At 67.1% G+C, this 20,299-nt stretch carries 16 protein-coding genes; 12 read left to right on the top strand and 4 right to left on the bottom strand.

Annotated features, from left to right (window positions below; genetic code table 11):
• Window position 1: 1 nt before the first annotated feature.
• The 4 genes from bcsB to PVZ72_RS19115 all read right to left on the bottom strand — a co-directional run bounded on the left by bcsB (window position 2) and on the right by PVZ72_RS19115 (window position 8,882).
• Window positions 2–2,236: a cellulose biosynthesis cyclic di-GMP-binding regulatory protein BcsB gene (gene bcsB / locus PVZ72_RS19130; RefSeq protein ID WP_273862724.1), complete on the bottom strand. Its 2,235-nt coding sequence runs from the start codon at window positions 2,234–2,236 to the stop codon at window positions 2–4.
• On the bottom strand, window positions 2,233–4,431 hold the full coding sequence (bcsA, locus tag PVZ72_RS19125; protein ID WP_273862723.1) for a UDP-forming cellulose synthase catalytic subunit: 2,199 nt from the start codon (window positions 4,429–4,431) through the stop codon (window positions 2,233–2,235). Before bcsA ends, bcsB begins: the two co-directional genes overlap by 4 nt.
• Before the next feature lie 2 nt (window positions 4,432–4,433).
• Entirely contained in the window at window positions 4,434–5,501 is a 1,068-nt protein-coding gene (locus PVZ72_RS19120) for a cellulose synthase operon protein YhjQ/BcsQ (RefSeq protein WP_273862722.1), read from the bottom strand.
• A 363-nt stretch (window positions 5,502–5,864) separates the two neighbouring features.
• Window positions 5,865–8,882, bottom strand: coding sequence for a cellulose biosynthesis protein BcsC (locus PVZ72_RS19115; protein WP_187978589.1), 3,018 nt, complete (start codon window positions 8,880–8,882; stop codon window positions 5,865–5,867).
• 251 nt (window positions 8,883–9,133) lie between these two features.
• Here PVZ72_RS19115 and PVZ72_RS19110 point away from each other — a divergent pair, with 251 nt between their 5' ends.
• The 12 genes from PVZ72_RS19110 (at window position 9,134) to lipA (ending at window position 20,285) form a co-directional block, all read left to right on the top strand.
• Window positions 9,134–10,393 carry a glutamate-5-semialdehyde dehydrogenase gene (locus tag PVZ72_RS19110; RefSeq protein WP_273862721.1) on the top strand — a complete coding sequence of 420 codons (1,260 nt, stop codon included), beginning with the start codon at window positions 9,134–9,136 and terminating at the stop codon, window positions 10,391–10,393.
• Window positions 10,393–11,055 (top strand): nicotinate-nucleotide adenylyltransferase, encoded by a 663-nt coding sequence (nadD, locus tag PVZ72_RS19105; protein WP_017642517.1) that lies wholly within the window; start codon window positions 10,393–10,395, stop codon window positions 11,053–11,055. Before PVZ72_RS19110 ends, nadD begins: the two co-directional genes overlap by 1 nt.
• A gap of 10 nt (window positions 11,056–11,065) precedes the next feature.
• Window positions 11,066–11,416 carry a ribosome silencing factor gene (gene rsfS, locus PVZ72_RS19100; RefSeq protein ID WP_007159669.1) on the top strand — a complete coding sequence of 117 codons (351 nt, stop codon included), beginning with the start codon at window positions 11,066–11,068 and terminating at the stop codon, window positions 11,414–11,416.
• A 5-nt stretch (window positions 11,417–11,421) separates the two neighbouring features.
• Window positions 11,422–11,889 (top strand): 23S rRNA (pseudouridine(1915)-N(3))-methyltransferase RlmH, encoded by a 468-nt coding sequence (rlmH, locus tag PVZ72_RS19095; protein WP_007159668.1) that lies wholly within the window; start codon window positions 11,422–11,424, stop codon window positions 11,887–11,889.
• Window positions 11,890–11,901: 12 nt separating this feature from the next.
• Window positions 11,902–13,809 (top strand): penicillin-binding protein 2, encoded by a 1,908-nt coding sequence (gene mrdA, locus PVZ72_RS19090; protein ID WP_273862720.1) that lies wholly within the window; start codon window positions 11,902–11,904, stop codon window positions 13,807–13,809.
• A gap of 44 nt (window positions 13,810–13,853) precedes the next feature.
• Window positions 13,854–14,957, top strand: a complete 1,104-nt coding sequence (gene rodA / locus PVZ72_RS19085) for a rod shape-determining protein RodA (RefSeq protein ID WP_133863160.1) — start codon at window positions 13,854–13,856, stop codon at window positions 14,955–14,957.
• 39 nt (window positions 14,958–14,996) lie between these two features.
• A complete protein-coding gene (gene mltB, locus PVZ72_RS19080; protein ID WP_443218257.1) occupies window positions 14,997–16,001 on the top strand; it encodes a lytic murein transglycosylase B in 1,005 nt (334 codons plus the stop codon).
• The gene (locus PVZ72_RS19075) at window positions 16,001–16,990 is read left to right on the top strand and encodes a septal ring lytic transglycosylase RlpA family protein (protein WP_133863161.1); all 990 of its coding nucleotides are present in this window, start codon (window positions 16,001–16,003) and stop codon (window positions 16,988–16,990) included. The genes mltB and PVZ72_RS19075 overlap by 1 nt, the downstream gene beginning before the upstream one ends.
• A 126-nt stretch (window positions 16,991–17,116) precedes the next feature.
• Window positions 17,117–18,277: a D-alanyl-D-alanine carboxypeptidase family protein gene (locus PVZ72_RS19070; protein ID WP_133863156.1), complete on the top strand. Its 1,161-nt coding sequence runs from the start codon at window positions 17,117–17,119 to the stop codon at window positions 18,275–18,277.
• Window positions 18,278–18,350: 73 nt separating this feature from the next.
• Window positions 18,351–18,626 (top strand): DUF493 domain-containing protein, encoded by a 276-nt coding sequence (locus tag PVZ72_RS19065; protein ID WP_133863157.1) that lies wholly within the window; start codon window positions 18,351–18,353, stop codon window positions 18,624–18,626.
• Window positions 18,626–19,282, top strand: a complete 657-nt coding sequence (gene lipB, locus PVZ72_RS19060; RefSeq protein WP_183631280.1) for a lipoyl(octanoyl) transferase LipB — start codon at window positions 18,626–18,628, stop codon at window positions 19,280–19,282. Before PVZ72_RS19065 ends, lipB begins: the two co-directional genes overlap by 1 nt.
• A 1-nt stretch (window position 19,283) precedes the next feature.
• Entirely contained in the window at window positions 19,284–20,285 is a 1,002-nt protein-coding gene (lipA, locus tag PVZ72_RS19055) for a lipoyl synthase (protein WP_187978593.1), read from the top strand.
• Window positions 20,286–20,299 lie beyond the last annotated feature (14 nt).

The raw sequence follows: 20,299 nt of genomic DNA, 5'->3' as shown, positions 1-20,299 counted from the left end.
TCTAGCGCTCCAGCCGCTGACGGGCACGGGCGCGCAGCGCCGCATACAGCAGGCCGGCCAGCAGGGCCACGCCCAGGGCGCTCAGGCCCAGCATCAACAGGGGATGACGCGCCAGCTGCCAGCGGACATAGAGCAGCGGCCCCAGGCTGCCGACGTGATAGGTCTCGTCGGCTACCAGGCTCTCCACCTGCTGGCCACGCACCATGGCCAGGCTGCCCTGCAACCCCTGGGCATAGTCCTCCCGGGTGGTGAGGGCGCGGCTGATGTCGGCCAGGCCCTCCGGGCGGGCGGCGACCAGGGCCACCACGCTGCGACCGCTCTTCAGCGGTGACTCGAAGCCGGCCACGAAGGCGCCACCGGCACCACCACTGGCGCTCAGCGCCGCGCGGCTGCGCTCCAGACTGATCTCGTTGTCACTGCTGAACCACTGGCGCACCTTGAACGCCAGGTCGGAAACCTCGAAGCGCTGGCCGTTGCCGGCGAAGCCGGCCGGCAACTGGGCGGCCCAGCGTTGCAGCAGCGGCTGGTCGGCGCCGCTGGCGATCAGCAGCAGGTCCTTGTCGGCCAGGCCCTCGACCTCGCCAGCGCGGGCCACCGTCACCGCGGCGGCGGGATAGCCGGTGGAACTGCCGAAGCGGCCGAGCACGTTCAGGTAGCTGTCGATCTCCGCCGCACTGGGCGCATCGGGCAGGATCACCGCGGTTTCGCTCAGATCCGCCAGGCGGGTGAAGGGAAAGCCGCTGTCCTTGAACACGCCCAGGTTGGGCAGGGCGATGAAGTGCCGATAGCCGGACAGGTCCAGGGTCGAGTCCGGTTCCAGGGTGCCGCGCATGTTGTCGATGATGACGTCGCGGCATTCACCCTGCTTGAGGTAGTCGTACATGAAGCGGAATTGCAGGCGGGCCTGCAGCGCCTCGCCCTCCAGTGGCAACCGCACCTCGGCCTCGCGGGGCAACTCCTCGTCCTTGATCAGACCCAGCAGCCCCTGGTCCAGGTGCTCCTGGGACGGCAGGGGGATGGACTGCACGAAGCGGTCGTTGAAGCTCACCAGCAGCGAGGAATTGGTCGCCACCGGCTGCGGGGTATAGCGGTATCTGAGGTGCAGCGGCAGCCCCTGGTTGCGCCAGAGGAACAGGTCCGGGGGCAGTCGCAGCGGCACGGTCACCGTCCCCGGAGCGTAACCGGAGACGCCGAGTTCCTTGGGCGTCGCCAGCTCGCCCAGACGCACCGGCCGGTCGCTCGGCAGCCAGTTGGGCGCATCGTAGGGCTTGCGCGGTTGCAGCGCCTGCAGGGTGTCGATGGTCATGCCCTGGCCGGACAGGGTCTGGTGACCCAGCGCCACGGCGCTCGCGGCGCGCTTGAGTTCGTTGGCATCACGCCCGGAGATCACCAGCAGCTGGCCCTGGGGATCGAAGGGGTTGACCAGGATGTCGACCCGGGCCGCCGCCGGTGCGGGCAGACTCAGGCCCAGGGTCTTGGCGCGCTCCTCGCTGGTGACCAGCACCACCGCGTTGCCCTTGGCCGGCAGGGCGCTCTGGCTGCTGGGGAAGCGGGCGCCGCGATAGCTCGCGAGGGCGCCGAACCAGGAGGTCAGGGTGCCGGCGGCCTCCAGGGTGCCGTTGTCCGCCGCACCGGCGATGACGAAGGGCAGCTCCAGCTGCCGGGCATCGCGGCGATCGAAGAAGGGCTGCGGCAGGCGCGCCAGGTCCGGTGCCAGGTCCAGGCGGCTGACCTGGATGTCCAGGCGGCTGCCATTGCTCACCTTGGCCCAGAGGCTGGAGTGCAGCGGGTCTTCGCACTGCATGGTGTAGTGGCCGATCAGCTGGATGCTCAGCCGGTTGAATTCGGTGATCAGGCGCGGCGGGATGTCCACCACCCGGGTCTGGGGCGTACCGGCGCCTTCCTTGGGCAGCGGAATGCTGGCGGCGACCTCGTCGTTGACCAGCACATTGAGCTGGGACAGCTCCGGCAGCAGCGCCGGGGAATAGGTGTAGTTCAGCGTCACCTTGGCGGCGCTGACGATCTCGTCGGCGCGGATGTCGAAGCCGACCCCGTCGCGGCTGTCGATGCCGCGCAGGTTGAAGGGATAGACCGCGCCGAGCTGCTTGAAGCTGTTGTCGTAGCCGCTGCCGGCCAGGGCTACGGCCACCGGGAGGGCGCTCTGGGCCAGGGCGATGGCGGGCGCGGTAGCCAGGGTGGCGAGCAGGAGCGGAGCGAGACGAAGCGACACGGTCATGGGCGGTCCAGGGAGGCGGAAGAGGAGGGCGCCGTGCGCCGGGAGGGTCGGCTCAGGCGCCAGACATTGCGATTGAGATCGGCGATGCCGCGCAGGCCGATCAGACTGACCTCGCGCAGCGAGCCCAGCAGGGAATCCGGGCGGTGATTGCCCCAGGCCTCGGCCCAGAGATCGGCGCGGGAAAAGGTCATGCGCACCAGCTCGCGCTGCTCGGTGACGCTGAGTTCGGCGAAGCGGGTGCCCACCGCGCCGGCGCGGCTGAAGGCCACGGTGGCCGGGAAGCGGCGGCTGCGACCGTTGCGGCTGAGTTCCACCTCCACCGCGCTGCCCTCGGGCAGGTGCAGGCCCGCGGGCAACTTCAGGCCGATGCCGCTCTGGGAGAAGTCCAGGGTGCTGCACTCCAGGCGGCTGCCATCGGCGAGGACCAGTCCGGCCGGCAGCGTGGCGGCCACCCGGGGTTCGGCGCGCACCTGGCGCGTCTCGCTCGCCACGGCTACCGCGGCACTGGCGATCACCAGGTTGTAGAGGGTCCAGACCAGGTTGATGGCGACCGTGGTCACCGCCTCGGGATCGCCGAAGAACAGCCGGCCGATGCCCACGCCCAGGCCGAGCAGATTGAGCGCCAGCAGCACGATGTAGGGGCGCGCCAGCTCCCAGTCGAAGTAGTCGCTGGCGATGATGCCGCCCTTGTCGGTGACGTTGAACTTGCCCAGCCGCGGGTTGATCAGCGCCAGCAGCGTGGGCCGGAGGATGTACCAGGCCAGCACCGTCTCGTAGACCTCGTTCCAGAAGGAGTGACGGAATTCGCCCTGGATACGCGAGTTGGTCAGGTTCGAGTGCAGCACATGGGGCAGCACGTAGCAGGTGATCAGCAGCGCCGAGGCGTGAAAGATCTGCGCACTGAACAGCAGATAGGCCAGCGGTGCGGTAAGGAACACCAGCCGCGGCAGGCCATAGAAGAAGTGCAGCATGGCGTTGAGGTAGCAGAGCCGCTGGCCGAGGGCGAGACCCTTGCCCAGCAGCGGATTGTCCATGCGAAAGATCTGCGCCATGCCGCGGGCCCAGCGGATGCGCTGGGCGATGTGGCGCGACAGGCTTTCGGTGGCCAGACCGGCGGCCTGGGGAATGCCCAGGTAGGCGGTGTTGTAGCCGAGCCGGTTGAGCTTGAGCGCGGTGTGGGCGTCCTCGGTCACCGTCTCGGTGGCCACGCCGCCGACCTCTTCCAGCATGGTGCGGCGGATCACCGCGCAGGAGCCGCAGAAGAAGGTGGCGTTCCACAGGTCGTTGCCATCCTGCACCAGGCCGTAGAACAGCTCGCCCTCGTTGGGCACGGTGCGAAAGGTCTTGAGATTCTTCTCGAAGGGATCCGGGGAAAAGAAGAAGTGCGGGGTCTGCAGCATGGCCAGCTGCGGGTCCTTGAGGAACCAGCCCAGGCAGACCTGCAGGAAGGAACGCGTCGGCACGTGGTCGGCATCGAAGATGGCGATGTATTCGCCGTCGGTGACCTTCAGCGCCGCATTGAGATTGCCGGCCTTGGCATGCTCGTTGTTCTCGCGCACCAGGTAGGAGACGCCGGCGGTCGCGCAGAAGTGGCGGAAGTCCTCGCGACGGCCGTCGTCGAGCACGTGCACCCGCAGCTTGTCGCGTGGCCAGTCGATGGCCTGGGCCGCCAGGATCGACAGCTTCACGATGCTCAGGGCTTCGTTGTAGGTGGGGATGAAAACGTCCACGGTGGGCCAGGTGGCCGGATCAGCCGGCAGCGGGACCGGGGTGCGGCGCAGCGGCCAGATGGTCTGCAGATAGCCGAACACCAGCACCGCCAGGGCATAGAGTTCGGCGGCCACCAGTCCGTAGCCGAGCACCATCTCCAGCGGCGTCTCGAAGCCCAGGGTGCTGGTCAGGCGCCAGTAGAGGTAGCGCAGTGACGCCAGCAGCGACAAGAGCACCAGCGCGATCACCGGCAGCCGCCCGGGCAGGCGGCGCAGCAGCAGGGCCGCGCCGAAGCAGCCGATGGCGAACAGGGCCTGCTCTTCCAGTGCCAGGGGCACGCTCACCAGCAGAACGCCCAGCAACGCGGCGGCTGTCCAGGCCAGCAGTTGCAGCCACAAAGGCGCCGCTGGCGGGGTGGACGTTGCCTCGGCAGCACGCGCCGCGCGGCGCTGGCGAACCTGTTCCAGGCGGTCGAGAACGCTCATGGCTAGGCGCGCGCGGCGTGCAGCGCGGGCGAGCGGCGATCGCCCAGCAATTCCTCGCCCAGCTCGGCCAGGCCGCGTGCCCAGGCATCCTGGACGCTGGCCAGGCCCTGGCCCAGCGCCAGGGCCTGTTCCAGGTCGGGGCTTTCCGGCAGAACACCCAGCAGGCGTTCGCCCCAGGAGTGCGCCACGATGGCGGCGATATCCTGGCTCAGGGGCCGGGCGGGATCGACCCGGTTGAGCAGGTGCAGCGGAGTGACCTGACCGCTGCAGCGCTGCCACTGGCGTTCGAGGCGCGGCAGACTGGCGTAGCCGGTCGCATCCGCGGTCGTTACCCCCAGGATCCGGGTGGCCAGGGCCATGGCCTGACGACTCAGAGGCGTCGAGCCGGTGGGGCAATCGAGGATCACCAGGGTATCGGCCGGGACGTCCAGCGCCTGCAGGCGTCGGGTCAGCCACTGGGTGTCGGTGGCCAGGGCCTGTTCCAGGGCCTGGAGATCCAGCTCGTCGGGAGCACCGAAGGGCACCAGGCGCAGGCGGTCGTCCACCGACAGACAGACGGAGAGCGGCGCCCTGATCGAGCCGGTGGTGGACGAAGCTTCCTGCAGCAACAGCGAAGACAGCACGTTCTGGCTATCCAGCTCTACCAGCAGCACCGGTTGACCGCTGCGGCTCAGCGTCTGGGCCAGCCCCGCGGCGATGACCGTCTTGCCCGTGCCGCCGCGCGCCGACATCAACGCCAGGACCGGATTGGCCAGTGGCGGCAGCGCGCGACTCAGCGCCTGATCCAGGGCGACGACCGCCTGGCTGGCCTGGCGGCTGCTATGCAGCTGCGCCAGCTCTCGCGACAGCGGAGGCAGGGCGCCCGGTTCCGCCTGGCTGGCCGCCTCGGCCATCGTGATGACCGGTTCGCCCTGGGCGCTCGGCACGATCTGTGGCTGCGGCTGTGGCTGCGACGCGGCCGGCGGGGTCGCTTCGTGCAGCGCCGGCTCGGCTGTTTCGAACTCATGGTAACGCTGGGGATCACCGCCGAAGGAGCGGAACAGATTGGCAATATCCAGCGAACGGACCATGGCGGATTCCGAAAAGGTGAAGGGTCTGGGCAGGTGCTTGACGTCAAAATTATGGCTAAAAGCCATCAGGTGTCATTTTTTGCGGATACTGTCACGCGGAGTTCGTGACGCACCAATTGAAAATGCGTATGCGGGCATTGAAGCGGAGCGAACGGATAGTCTCGCTTTTTAGCGCCGGTTCACTTCAATGTTTAGATCACCTCAAGCAGCCGTCAACGTCACGCCTGGCGCCGTGCGGACGAAAGGCGTGGCCCGGGGACGGGGCGGTCGCGGGGGCGACGAGCGTGGGGACGAGCGGTTGTTTCGGCGGCAACGGACCGCGTGCCGAGGCAAAAAAAGGCCCGCGGGTGCGGGCCTTTTTCCTTATTCCTCGTTGCGCGAGCGGTAGGGCTGCGGCCGCGAGAGTTGCGGTCGGCCTTCCTGCTCTTCGAAGAAGTAGCGCAGATAGAGGTTGCCGTTGACGTCGCGCTCGTCCTGGGAATTGTCCATGCCCAGGCGACCGCCCAGGGCGAACTGCCCGCTGAGGCGGTATTCGCCATTGGCGGAGAGGCTGTAGGCCACGCCGGTCTTGCTCTTGCTGCCGTATTGGCCTTCGCCGGCGGCTTCCGCGGCCGCCTGCAGGGCAGCGTCGTCCGGATAGCGATCCGCGGCGTCCTGGCGAATGGTCTGCACGCCCAGCATGCCCTGCACCTGATAGGCCCAGAGATCGCCCCGCTGTGCCCACACCAGGGGTACGCCGATGGCGAAGTAGCGCTGCGGGCTGAAGTAGCCGCCATGACCGTAGGTCAGGTGGTTCTGGTTGTTGTCATAGCCGATCGCGGTGGCCGAGAGGCCCACGGTGAACAGGCTGTCCGGGCCATTGCGCAGGTAGTAGTAGACGCCGGTGCCGATCTCGAAGCGGTCGTTGTCCTTGACGTCATGACCGGTCAGACGATGGGCCGCGCCGTAGATGTAGGAGCCGTAACGACCATCGTCGTATCTCAGCCGCGCCAGGCCGCCATTGGCGGTGACGCCGCCCCACTCCTGGCCGGTACGCGGATCGCGGATGCCGCCGTAGGACGCCAGGGAATCGGTCACCGAACGCCGCGACACGCTCAGGGCATAGAGCAGGTTCTCGCTGAGGCTGCTCAGCGGACGTTCCAGGGTCGCGCCGCCGACCACGGTGCTGTATCTCAGGCCCACCGGCGAGACGCCGATGTCGCCCTTGAGCCCGCGTCCGGCATCTTCCACGGCGATGGACGCCGCCACGCCGTTTTCCTTCTGGCTGCCATCGCTGCTGCTGTCGTTGATGCGGGTCGGGGTGACGCGCACGGCCAGGCGCTGGTCGCCGGCGGGGAAGGAAATCTCCAGCGGTGCGCTGACGGTGGTCTGGCGCGAACTGCCGCTGGGATCGTAGCTGCGTACGCTCAGACCCTGGGTGATGCGGATGCTGCGCTCGCGCTGCAGCTGGCCGAGGATCTGCTCGGTGGCCAGGCTGCTCGACAGGCTGCTGGTAGGTACCACGGACAGGTCGTTGAAGGGGTTGTTGGCAGCCTTCTGCGCCTGCAGCGGATCGCTCCAGGCGTAGTCGCCGCCGGCGGCGTTGCCACCCGCGGCGGCCGGAACGGCGGCCAGGGCGTCATCGCTGCGGGTCTGCCCGGGCAGGGTGGCGAAGGGATTGTCACTGGCGCCGGCGGCGCGGGCCGCGGACTCGCGATCCTTGCGCTCCACCTGCACCACTTGCTCCAGCAGGCCGGTCGCGGTGCCGGCCATGCCGATGTCGCGGTAGAGCAGGGCGGCGCGGCGCAGCACCAGGGGATCGCTCTGGCCGAGTTTGACCGCCTGGTCCAAGTACTGGCGGGCGGTGACGCTGTCCTGGGACTTGGCGGCGATTTCGGCGGCGCCCAGATAGAGCTCGGCGTCCTTCGGCTGGTCGCTGAGCACGTCGCGATAGAGCTGGCGGGCCTTCTGGGTGTCGCCGCTGGCCAGGTACATGCGTGCCAGGGCGGCCTGGGCGGCCTTGTCGTCGGGACGGGCCTTGAGCGCCGGCGCCAGGGTGTCGTAGGCGGCAGCCAGCTTGCCCTGGTCGGTGAGGCGATCGGCCTGACGAATGCGGTAGCGGGCGAGGAGGTCGTCGTACTGCTGCTTCTCGCCGCTGTCGAGCACCACCCCCTGCAGGTCGCGCAGGACATTGCCCACGGTCTGGTCCTGGTTCAGCTGCAGCTGGATGCTGGCGTAGTGCAGCTGCATGGCGGGTGCCGGGCGGGTATCGCCGGTGATCATCGGCTTGAGCAGGGCCAGGCCGTGCTCGGGATCGCCGGCGGTGGCGAAGGCTTCGGCCAGGTCGCCGATCAGATCCGGATTGCGGCCGGCGCGGGCTTCCAGGCGCTGCATCAGGCTGCGCGCTTCCTCGCGGCGACCCTGCTTGGCCAGGGCCACGGTTTCGGCCAGTTGTTCGTTGAAGGTGATGCGCGCGGCCAGGGCGTTCATGTCCGGCGAACGCTGCGCCTGGGGAATGCGCATCAGGGTCTGCATGGCGCGCGGGTATTCACCCAGCTCGTTGGACAGCAGGGCGCTGGCATAGAGCACCTCGGGGCGCTGGGCGCCATCCTTGACCAGGCTGTCCACCAGATCGCGGGCGGCGCGCGGCCGGCCCTGACGAACCTCCAGGCGGGCCTGGGCCAGGCGCAGCCAGGGATCTTCCGGGGCTTCCTTGCGCGCCTGTTCGAGCAGCCGCGAGGCGCCCTGCAGATCGCCCCGCGCTTCGGCGGCTTCGGCTTCCTGCATGGCTTGGCCGGCGCGCAGGCGATCCAGGCCCTTGATCGGGCTCTTGGCGCTCGGCTGCAGATTCTTGGTGAGTTGCAGGGCTTCTTCGGTGCGGCCCAGCTCGTTGAGCGCGGCGATGCGCCCATAGTAGGCGTCGACGTTGGCCGGCTCGCGCATCAGCACCTGGCGGTAGGTGGCCTCGGCCAGTTCCCATTGGCGTTTCTGGCTCTGGATGCCGGCGAGGAACAGCTGCGCCTCGACCGCTTCGGGCTTCAGCCGGATGGCTTCCACGCTGAGATCCCGCGCCTGGTCCAGCTCGCGTTTGTTCTCGGCCGCGTGGGCGCGTTCCAGCAGGTGATGGTAGCGCGCCTCGTCCAGCGCCGGCTGCCAGGTCTTGCCCCCTTTCTGCACGGCCTGGGTCAGCAACTGCTCGGCATCGGTCCAGCGCTGCTGCGCCAGGCGGGCACTGCCCAGCTTGCCCAGGGCATCCGGATCCTGGGGCGTCTTCTTCAGCTGGGCTTCCAGCGCCTGGACGGCGGCCGCGGTCGGCGCGGCGTCGGCAGCGGCGGCCCAGGTCGCGTCGGCATGGATCAGCAGGGCGAGCAGACCAAGGGACAAGGTGAGGTGCTTGGGCATGGTTCTTTCCGTGAAGGCTGGTAGGCGTCGCTGCAGCACCTGGCGCAGAGCTGGAACGATTTCGGCTATTAGGGAATAGCTGAACGCAAGCTGAACGGCAAATACAGCCGGGGATGATTCCCGACAGGCCGTGGCGAGTCAACCAAATAGCGCAGACGAATGCCACCGCCAGGCCCCCCGGCGCTGGCCGCGCAGGGCCCGGCGACGCTATACTCTGCGGCTTTCCCACCGTCTTCCGCAGGCCGCCGACCATGACCGAGTCCGTCTCCGCCTACATGACCCGTCTTGGCCAGGCTGCCCGTACTGCGTCGCGGGTCCTCGCTCGTACGTCCACCGGCCAGAAGAACCTGGCGCTGAACGCCATTGCAGATGCCTTGGGTGCCGATCGCGAAGCGCTGGTCGCCGCCAATGCCGAGGATGTCGCGGCCGCTACGGCTGCTGGACTCGAGTCGGCACTGCTTGATCGCCTGACGCTGACGCCGGCGCGGATCGACGCGATGATCAACGGCCTCAAGCAGGTTGCCGCCCTGCCGGATCCGGTAGGCGCCGTTCGTGACCTGAGCGCTCGGCCGTCCGGGATCCAGATTGGCAAGATGCGCGTGCCGCTGGGGGTCATCGGCATCATCTATGAATCCCGGCCCAACGTGACGATCGACGCGGCCAGTCTCTGCCTGAAATCGGGCAACGCAACCATCCTGCGCGGTGGTTCCGAAGCCATTCGCTCGAATCGCGCCATCGCCGCCTGCATTCAGAAAGGGCTGGCCGAGGTCGGCTTGCCCGCCGCTGCAGTCCAGGTAGTTGAGACCACCGACCGGGCTGCCGTCGGCGCCCTGATCACCATGCCCGAGTTCGTCGACGTCATCGTGCCGCGGGGTGGCAAGAATCTGATCGAGCGCATCAGCAACGATGCCCGCGTCCCGGTGATCAAGCACCTCGACGGAATCTGCCACGTCTATGTCGACGAGGCTGCTGACCTTGTCAAGGCCGAGTCCATTGCCTTCAACGCCAAGTGCTACCGCTATGGCATCTGCGGTGCCATGGAAACGCTGCTGGTCGATGCCAAGGTGGCCGAGGCCTTCCTGCCGGCCATGGCGCGCCGCTTCGAAGAGAGGGGCGTGGAGTTGCGGGGCTGCGAGCGTACGCGGGACCTGATCCAGGCCCTGCCCGCCACCGAGGCCGACTGGTCCACCGAATATCTGGCGCCCATCCTGTCCATCCGCATCGTCGATGGTCTGGACCGGGCGATCGAGCACATCAACCACTACGGCTCCCATCACACCGATGCGATCGTGACGGAAAGTCTCGGCCGTTCGCGGCGCTTCCTGGCCGAAGTCGATTCCAGTTCGGTCATGGTCAATGCGCCGACCTGTTTCGCCGATGGCTTCGAATACGGCCTGGGCGCCGAGATCGGCATTTCCACCGACAAGCTGCACGCCCGCGGGCCGGTGGGCCTGGAAGGGCTGACCAGCGAGAAATACGTGGTCTTCGGCGACGGTCACGTCCGTAGCTGATGAGCAGCCTGCCCACCCGCATCGGCCTGTTCGGCGGTACCTTCGATCCCGTGCACATCGGTCACCTGCGCGCCGCACTCGAGGTGGCCGAGGCCCTGGCGCTGGACGAACTGCGGCTGATCCCCAGCGCCCGGCCGCCCCATCGCGAGGCGCCCAGCGTCTCCGCCGAGGATCGCCTGGCGATGGTGCGACTGGCGGTGGCCGACGTCGCGACCCTGGTGGTCGATGACCGGGAACTGCGCCGGACGCGCCACTCCTATACCATAGAGACCCTGGAAAGCCTGCGCGCCGAACTCGGCGATGAGGTGCAGCTGTTGCTCATGCTGGGTTGGGACGCCTTCTGCGGCCTGCCGGGCTGGCACCGCTGGCGCGAATTGCTGGAGCTGTGCCACATCCTGGTCCTGCAACGACCCGACGCCGACAGCGAGCCCTGCCAGGAATTGCGCGATTTCCTGGCGGCGCGCAGTCAGCCCGATCCCCAGGCCCTGAAGGGACCGGGCGGGCAGATCACCTTTATCTGGCAGAACCCGCTCGCGGTGTCCGCCACCCAGATCCGCGGCCTCCTGGCCACCGGGAAGTCCATCCGCTTCCTGGTGCCCGATGCCGTGCTTGACTACATCCGGACGCACGGCCTCTATCCGGCGTCCTCCGAACCGAGGTAAGAGTTACACCATGCAAAGCGAACAACTCGTCCAGGTGGCCATCGCCGCCCTGGAAGACATGAAGGCCCAGGACATCATCTCCCTGGACGTCCGTGAGAAGACCAGCGTGACCGATATCATGGTCATCGCCAGCGGCACCTCCAGCCGCCACGTCAAGTCGCTGGCCGACAACGTGCTGGAAAAGGTCAAGCAGCAGGGCGTACGCCCGCTGGGCAGCGAAGGCTTGGAAGGCGGTGAATGGGCGTTGCTCGACCTCGGTGACGTGGTCGTCCACGTGATGCTGCCGACCACCCGCGAGTTCTATGACCTCGAGCGCCTCTGGCGCGGTGCCGAGCAGAGCCGCGCCGCCCACGGCGAATAACGCCGGTGCGCCTGCGTCTCATCGCCGTCGGCTCGCGCATGCCGCGCTGGGTCGAAGAGGGTTGGCACGAGTACGTCAAGCGTCTGCCACCGGAACTGCCGCTGGAACTCGTCGAGATCCCGCTGCAGACCCGTGGCAAGAACGCCGACGTCGCCCGGCTGATCCGCCAGGAGGGTGAGGCCATGCTGGCCAAGGTGCAACCGGGCGAACGCGTGGTGACCCTGGAGGTCACCGGCAAGCCCTGGAGCACCGAGCAACTGGCTGAAACACTCCAGCAGTGGCGCCTGGAAGCCCGCACCGTCAACCTCATGGTCGGCGGTCCCGAGGGTCTCGCGCCCGAGGTGCAGGCGCGCAGTGAACAGCGCTGGTCGCTCTCGCCGCTGACCCTGCCGCATCCGCTGGTGCGCATCCTCGTCGGTGAGCAGCTCTATCGCGCCTGGACCGTACTGGCCGGCCATCCGTATCACAAGTAGTCCGTACCTGCGATGTCGCAACCCATACGCCTCAAGGACCACGAGAAAGACGCCCAGCTCGTCCGCGCCCGCGTGACGGTCGGGGCGGTGCTCTTTCTCGTGCTCGCCTGCGTACTGGTGGCGCGCATGTACTACCTGCAGGTCATCCAGCACGACTACCACTCGACCCTGTCGGAAAACAACCGGGTCCATGTCCAGCCGATCCCGCCCACCCGTGGCCTGATCTACGACCGCAACGGCATCATCGTCGCCGACAACCGCCCCAGCTTCAGCCTGACCATCACCCGCGAGCGGGCCGACAACTGGCGGCAGACCCTCGATACCCTGGTGCAGGTGCTCGGCCTGACCGAGGAAGATCGCGAGCTGTTCGAGAAGCGCATGAAGCAGGGCCGGCGTCCCTTTGAGCCGGTGCCGGTGCTGTTCGAGCTGACCGAGGAGCAGATCGCCAAGATCGCCGTCAACCAGTTCCGCCTGCCCGGGGTCGAGGTGACAGCGCAACTGGTGCGTCATTATCCCATGGGCGAACATTTCGCCCATTCGGTGGGTTATGTCGGGCGGATCAACGAACAGGAGCTCAAGCGCCTGGATCCGGTCAACTACAGCGGCACCCACCACATCGGCAAGACCGGCGTGGAGCGCTTCTACGAGCCCGAGCTGCACGGCGAGGTGGGCTACGAAGAGGTGGAGACCAATGCCCGCGGCCGGGTGCTGCGGGTACTCAATCGCACCGACCCCAAGCCGGGCAAGGACATCGTCCTGACCATCGATTCACGCCTGCAGGCCGCCGCCGAAGCCGCCCTGGGTGGGCGCCGTGGCGCCATCGTCGCCATCCAGCCCAAGACCGGCGAGGTGCTGGCCATGGTCAGCCAGCCGAGCTACGACCCCAATCCCTTCGTCACCGGGATCAGCTTCAAGGAATATTCCGAGCTACGCGACTCCATCGATCGCCCGCTCTACAACCGGGTGCTGCGCGGCCTCTATCCACCCGGTTCGACCATCAAGCCGGCGGTGGCCATCGCCGGTCTCGACAGCGGCGCCACCACGCCCCAGGCGCGGGTCTTCGATCCGGGCTACTACGAGTTGCCCAACTACGATCACAAGTACCGCAACTGGAACCACGGCGGCGACGGCTACGTGGATCTGGACATGGCGCTGATGAGATCCAACGACACCTACTTCTACGATCTCGCCCACAAGATCGGCATCGATCGCCTCTCCGAGTACATGGGCAAGTTCGGTCTCGGCCAGAAGGTCTCCCTGGACATGTTCGAGGAGGCACCGGGCCTGATGCCCTCGCGCCAGTGGAAGCGTGCCACCCGCCGCCAGGCCTGGTTCCCCGGCGAGACGCTGATCCTCGGGATCGGCCAGGGCTACATGCAGACCACGCCACTGCAGCTGGCCCAGGTCACCACCCTGATCGCCAACCATGGCAAGTGGATCCGTCCGCACCTCGCCAGGACCCTCGATGGCCAGCCGCCGGTGGACAGCAATCCCATGCCCGACATCGAGCTCAGGGACCCGACCTACTGGGACAGGGCCGTCCACGGCATGGAAATGGTGGTGCAGAATCCGCGCGGCACCGCCCACAAGATCAATGTCGGCGCCCAGTACCGCATCGCCGGCAAGAGCGGTACCGCCCAGGTGGTCGCCATTCGCCAGAACGAGAAGTACAACTCGGCGGCGCTCAAGGAGCGGCACCGCGACCACGCCCTGTTCGTCGCCTTCGCCCCGGCCGACAATCCGCAGATCACCGTGGCGGTGATGGTCGAGAACGGCGAGTCGGGCAGCGGCGTGGCCGCCCCGGTGGTGCGCCAGGTACTGGATGCCTGGCTGCTTGATGACCAGGGCCATCTCAAGGCCGAGTACGCCAAGCCCAATACCGCCGCGGCCACCGCCGCCGCGACCAAGGTGCAGCCATGAGTCTTGCTCCCAACTTCGATCGCACCATCCCCGAAGGGGACGTGATGAAGCGGCGCGCCACCCTGCTGCAGCGCCTGCACATCGACGGGCCGCTGCTGATCCTGCTGCTGATGCTGGGGGCGACCGGGCTGTTCGTCCTCTATTCCGCGGGCGGGCGCAATCTCGACCTGCTGTTCAAGCAGGCCAGCTCCTTCGGCCTCGGGCTGGTGGCCATGGCCGTCGTCGCCCAGCTCGAACCGCGTTTCATGGCACGCTGGGTGCCCCTCGGCTACGTGATCGGCGTGGCCCTGCTGGTGGTGGTGGACGTCATGGGCCACAACGCCATGGGTGCCACCCGCTGGATCAACATTCCCGGGGTCATCCGCTTCCAGCCGTCGGAATTCATGAAGCTGCTGATGCCCATGATGATGGCCTGGTACCTGTCCAAGCGCAGCCTGCCGCCCAACTTCAAGCACAGCCTGATCAGCCTGTCGCTGGTGGTGGTGCCCTTCGTGCTGATCCTCGACCAGCCCGATCTCGGCACCGCCATGCTGGTGCTGGCCTCGGGTGGCTTCGTGCTGTTCGTCGGCGGCCTGCAGTGGCGCTGGCTGATCGGCGCGGTGAGCGCCGCGGTGCCCATGGCCGTGGCCATGTGGTTCTTTGTCCTGCACGATTACCAGAAGCGCCGGATCCTGACCTTCCTCGATCCAGAGATGGATCCGCTGGGCGCCGGCTGGAACATCATCCAGTCCAAGGCTGCCATCGGCTCGGGCGGGGTGTTCGGCAAGGGCTGGCTGCTGGGTACCCAGTCTCATCTGGATTTTTTGCCGGAAAGTCACACGGACTTTATCATTGCCGTCCTCGGCGAAGAGTTCGGCATGGTCGGCGTCTGCCTGCTGCTGGTGCTCTATCTGCTGCTGATCGGTCGCGGCCTGACCATCACGGTGCAGGCTCAGACGTTGTTCGGCAAGTTGCTCGCCGGCGGCGTGACCATGACCTTCTTCGTCTATGTCTTCGTCAACATCGGCATGGTCAGCGGGCTCTTGCCCGTGGTGGGCGTACCGCTGCCATTCATCAGCTATGGCGGCACCTCGGTGGTCACCTTGTTCACCGGGTTCGGAGTTTTGATGTCGATCCACACGCACCGCAAGTGGATCGCCCAGGTTTAACACGCAACAAAGAAGGGTTAGATGCCGACAATGGGATGGATGCGTCGCTGCCTGCTGAGCCTGGGGCTCGCGGGGGCGATGGGCGTGACGACCGGCGTCGTCGCGGGTGACTACGACGCGGCACCGCTGACGCGCGACTTCATCGCCGAGATGAGTCAGAGCTATGGCTTCGCCCCGGAACAGCTGCAGGCGCTGTTCGGCGAGGTCGAGCGCAAGCAGGCCATCCTCGACGCCATCTCGCGACCGGCCGAGCGGGTCAAGCCCTGGAGCGAATACCGGCCCATCTTCATCACCGATCGGCGCATCGCCCAGGGCGTCGACTTCTGGAAGGCCCACGAAGAAGCCCTGGCCCGCGCCGAGCGCGAATACGACGTGCCGGCCCAGTTCATCGTCGCCATCATCGGCGTGGAAACCTTCTACGGTCGCAACACCGGCAACTACCGGGTGCTGGACGCGCTCTCGACCCTGGCCTTCGACTATCCGCCCCGCGCGCCCTTCTTCCGCAGCCAACTGCGCGAATTCCTGCTATTGGCCCGCGAACAGCAGGTTGATCCGCTTAGCCTCACCGGTTCCTATGCCGGCGCCATGGGCCTGCCGCAATTCATGCCGGGCAGCTTCCGCGCCTATGCGGTGGACTTCGACGGCGACGGCCACATCAACATCTGGTCCGATCCCACCGACGCCATCGGCAGCGTGGCCAACTACTTCAAGCGCCACGGCTGGTCCGGTCGCGGACCGACCGCCATCCGCGCCCAGGTCAGTGGCGAGCGGGTGGAGGAGGGCGTGGTGGCCGGGATCGAGCCGGTCAAGAGCGTCGCCGAGCTGCGCGCCCTCGGCTGGAACGCCCAAGACCCTGCCCTGCGTGACGATTTGCGTGTAACCTCGTTCCGCCTCGACGGAGACAAGGGACCGGAGTACTGGATGGGCCTGCCCAATTTCTACGCCATTACCCGATACAACCGCAGCGTCATGTACGCCATGGCGGTGACCGATCTGGCGAACGCCATCGCCGAGCGCCATGCCGCGGAGGGTGCCAGGCCGTGATGCGCCTGACTGCCCTGGCGCGCCTGGCCGGTTGCCTGGGCGTCGGCCTGCTGCTGGTGAGCTGCTCCAGCCAGGCGCCCAAGCCGACCAGCAAGGGCGTGGCCGGGCCGGGCGGCTACCTGCGTCCGCACCGTGACGGCGCGCCCTGGTGGGACGTGGACGTCAGCCGGATTCCCGACGCCGTGCCCATGCCCTACAACGGGCCGCTGAAGAACAATCCCTACACCGTGCTGGGCAAGACCTATTTCCCGCTGACCGATTCGCGCAACTACCGCGTGACCGGCACCGCCTCCTGGTACGGCACCAAGTTCCACGGTCAGGCCACCGCCAACGGCGAGACCTACGACCTCTACGGCATGACCGCGGCGCACAAGACCCTGCCGCTGCCCAGCTATGTGCGGGTCACCAACCTGGACAACGGCCGCAGCGTGATCCTGCGCGTCAACGACCGCGGTCCCTTCTATTCCGACCGGGTCATCGATCTGTCCTTCGCCGCCGCCAAGAAGCTCGGCTATGCCGAGATCGGCACCGCCCGGGTCAGCGTCGAAGGCATAGATCCGCAGCAGTACTGGGCCCAGCGTGGCCAGGCGGTGCCCATGGTGCTGGCCCAGCCGCGCCAGGCACCGGTGGCCCAGAAGACCACCGAGACGCAGACCTTCGGCGCCATCGAGACCTATACGCCACCGGTCAACCAGCATGCCGAACCGGTGACGCCCGCAGCCGTCGACGCAAAAAAAAACGTTTCTGCCCCAGCCGCTGGGCTCTATCTGCAGGTGGCGGCCTTCGCCAATCCGGACGCTGCGGAATTGCTCAAGGACAAGCTCAGCGACCTGACCGGTGCCCCGGTGTTCATCAGTTCGACGGTGCGCAACCAGCAGACCTTGCATCGGGTCCGCCTCGGACCGGTCCAGCCGGCTGAGGTCTCCCAGCTCCAGAACAGCGTACGCGTGGCCCGCCTGGGTCAGGCGTCTCTCGTGCAACCGGATTGAAGCAGGGATGCTTCATGACGCCCAGTCGCCGGCCCCAGCCGTCGTGATCCGCCTTGCGCGGATCGACGTGGACCGAGCGGTCTGGGTCCGCTGCTCCTGCCATACCCCAACCTTTCAGAGATTCGGATGACAATCGCAAAACTCGCTCGACGCCTGCTCCTCCTAGTAACGATCGCCTGTGTCCCGGCCGTCTGGGCGGCCGAGACAATGGTTCCGGCAGCGCCCCAGCTGGCCGCCAAGGCCTGGATTCTCATGGATGCCAACAGCGGCGCCGTGCTCACCGAATCCAACTCCGACCAGCGCCTGCCGCCGGCCAGCCTGACCAAGCTGATGACCGCCTACATCGCCACCCTGGAAATCAACCGGGGGCGCATCAAGGAATCGGACATGGTCACCGTCAGCGAGCACGCCTGGCGTACCGGCGGTTCGCGGATGTTCATCAAGGTCGGCACCCAGGTGTCGGTCGGTGACCTGCTGCACGGCATCATCATCCAGTCCGGCAACGACGCCAGCGTCGCCCTGGCCGAGCACATCGCCGGCAGCGAAGACGCCTTCGCCGACATGATGAACACCACCGCGCAGAAGCTGGGCATGCAGAACACCCACTTCATGGACGCCACCGGCCTGCCGGACCCGAATCACTATTCCTCGGCCCATGACATGGCCATCCTGGCGCGCGCCATCATCAATGCCGATGCCCAGCACTACGCCATCTATTCCCAGAAGGAATTCTTCTGGAACAACATCAAGCAGCCCAACCGCAACCTGCTGCTGTGGCGCGACAAGACCGTCGACGGCCTGAAGACCGGCCACACCGACGAAGCCGGCTACTGCCTGGTGGCCTCGGCCGTGCGCGATGGCATGCGCCTGGTCGCCGTGGTGTTCGGCACCAACAGCGAACAGGCCCGCGCCGCCGAGACCCAGAAGCTGCTGACCTACGGTTTCCGCTTCTTCGAAACCCAGTCCTTCTACAAGAAGGGCACCGAGCTGGCCAAGGCGCCGGTATGGAAGGGGGACACCCGCGAAGTCCAGGCCGGTCTGGCCAACGACCTGACCATGACCCTGCCGCGCGGCCAGGCCAAGAAGCTGCACGCCGAGATGGTGCTCAATCCGCAGCTGATCGCACCCATCGCCCAGGGCCAGGTGATCGGCAAGGTCGAGGTGAAGCTGGATGACAAGGTGGTGCACACCGCCGACCTGGTTGCCCTGCAGCCGGTCGAGGAGGGTGGCCTCTTCCGTCGCCTGTGGGATAGCATTCGCCTGTTCTTCTACGGCTTGTTCAACTGATCCGTCACCCTGCAAAGGCCCGCATCCGCGGGCCTTTCACCCCCTGCCGACAGCGATCGGCCTGGAAGTCCGCATGACCGAAGACGTTCAACCCCCAAAGATCGAATTTCCCTGCCCGCGCTATCCCATCAAGGTGATCGGCGATGCCGGTGCCGACTTCGCCGAGCTGGTGCTCGACATCGTCCAGCGCCATGCACCGGATCTGGAGCGCGACACCCTGGTGACCCGCGACAGTCGTAACGGCCGTTTCCTCTCCGTACAGGTGCTCATCACCGCCACCGGCGTGGATCAGCTGCAGGCCATCCACCAGGATCTGCGCGCCACCGGCCGCGTGCACATGGTGATCTGATGAGCACTCCCGCCCCGGCCAGCCTGGGCGTGCGCCGCTGGGGCCTGCGGCCCTACGAGGCGACCCTGGAGGCCATGCGCCGCTTCACCGACGAGCGCGGCCCCGCGACCCCCGACGAACTCTGGCTGCTGCAGCACCCCGCGGTGTTCACCCAGGGGCAGGCCGGCAAGCCCGAGCACCTGCTCGCCGTGGGTGACATTCCGGTGGTGCAGGTCGATCGCGGCGGCCAGGTCACGTACCATGGTCCCGGTCAGCTCATCGCCTATGTGCTGCTGGATGTTCGCCGCAAGGGCCTGGGCGTGCGAGAATTGGTCAGTGCCATGGAAGACAGCCTGATCGCACTGCTCGCCGACTGGGGCGTGCAGGCCGCGGCCCGGGCCGATGCGCCGGGTGTCTATGTGGATGGCGCCAAGATCGCCTCCCTGGGCCTGCGCATCCGCAATGGCCGGTCCTTCCACGGCCTGGCGCTCAACGTTGACATGGATCTGGCACCCTTCCGCCGGATCAACCCCTGCGGTTATGCCGGCCTGGCCATGACCCAGCTCCGCGATCTGGTGACCGGGCCACTAGCTTTCGACGAGGTCCGCGAGTCTCTGGTCCGTCACCTGAGTCTGCGCCTGGGCTACCCCGAACCGATCACCCTGGAATCGGATTGACATGACCACTACAGTACAAGACAGCGTCCAGACCCTTACCCCGCCCGCCCGCCCCAGCAAGGTGGAAGCCGGCGTCAAGCTGCGCGGCGCCGAAAAGGTCGCACGCATCCCGGTAAAGATCATTCCCACCGAGGAGCTGCCGCGCAAGCCGGACTGGATCCGCGTGCGCATCCCGGTCACCCCCGAGGTCGAGCGCATCAAGCAGCTGCTGCGCAAGCACAAGCTGCACAGTGTCTGCGAAGAGGCCTCCTGCCCCAACCTGGGCGAGTGCTTCTCCGGTGGCACCGCCACCTTCATGATCATGGGTGACATCTGCACCCGTCGCTGCCCCTTCTGCGACGTCGGCCATGGCCGACCGAAGCCGCTGGACGTGGACGAGCCGAAGAACCTGGCGGTGGCCATCGCCGACCTGGGTCTGAAGTACGTGGTCATCACCTCGGTGGACCGCGACGACCTGCGCGACGGCGGTGCCCAGCACTTCGTCGACTGCCTGCGCGAGATCCGCAAGCTGACCCCCGGCATCCAGCTGGAGACCCTGGTGCCGGACTATCGCGGTCGCATGGACGTCGCCCTGGCCATCACCGAGCAGGAGCCGCCGGATGTCTTCAACCACAACCTGGAGACCGTGCCGCGCCTGTACAAGGCGGCGCGCCCGGGTTCGGACTTCGAGTGGTCGCTGGACCTGCTGCAGAACTTCAAGAAGCGCGTGCCCCACGTGCCGACCAAGTCCGGCCTGATGCTGGGCCTGGGCGAGACCGACGAGGAAGTCATCGAGGTCATGCAGCGCATGCGCGAGCACGAGATCGACATGCTGACCCTCGGCCAGTACCTGCAGCCTTCGCGCAACCACCTGCCGGTGCAGCGTTTCGTCCATCCGGATACTTTCGCCTGGTTTGCCGAGGAAGGCGCCAGGATGGGCTTCAAGAACGTGGCCTCGGGTCCGCTGGTGCGTTCCTCGTACCATGCCGACCAGCAGGCGCACGGCGCCAAGAAGATCAGCTGATCCTTGCGTCGCAA

It is taken from the genome of Pseudomonas sp. LA5 (genome assembly GCF_028640825.1).
In the GTDB taxonomy this organism is placed as follows: domain Bacteria; phylum Pseudomonadota; class Gammaproteobacteria; order Pseudomonadales; family Pseudomonadaceae; genus Chryseomonas; species Chryseomonas aestiva.
Note: the sequence above shows the minus strand (reverse complement) of the source record. Positions and strands in the feature narration are given on the sequence as shown.